Origin of the sequence: Rhizobium freirei PRF 81, from assembly GCF_000359745.1 — a bacterium.
Taxonomy (GTDB): Bacteria; Pseudomonadota; Alphaproteobacteria; order Rhizobiales; family Rhizobiaceae; genus Rhizobium; species Rhizobium freirei.
In genome coordinates this window covers 1-399 of the sequence record NZ_AQHN01000022.1, presented here as the reverse complement: position 1 = coordinate 399, position 399 = coordinate 1, and the positions used below count along the sequence as shown (strand labels likewise).

Here is a 399-nt window from a genome sequence, read left to right as displayed (position 1 = left end):
TTTCTTAACCATATTGCTGTTTCTTAGGACCATCGAAGCGGCGAGTTAACCTTAACGGATTGGGTTGACAGGCATGATGCTGACTGTCGCTACCGGTTTTAGGTCCGGAATGTCCCTTAATTCAACCACTGCCAAAAGGGGCAAACATCATGACGAGCATTCTTACCAATAACGCTGCAATGGCTGCCCTCCAGACGCTGCGTGGCATCAGCAGCAACCTGCAGCAGACGCAGAGCCACGTATCGTCGGGCCTGCGCATCTCCAAGGCCTCCGACAACGCCGCTTACTGGTCGATCGCCACCAGCATGAAGTCCGACAATAGCGCCATCGGTGCTGTTTCCGACGCTCTCGGCCTCGGCGCCGCCAAGGTCGACACCGCGACCACGGCCGCCACCAGCG

1 protein-coding gene is annotated in these 399 nt (G+C 57.4%); it reads left to right on the top strand.

Features of this window, described 5'->3' with window-relative positions:
• Window positions 1-149 precede the first annotated feature (149 nt).
• A partial coding sequence (locus RHSP_RS07335) for a flagellin N-terminal helical domain-containing protein (protein ID WP_037150293.1) occupies window positions 150-399 on the top strand: 250 nt, incomplete at its 3' end.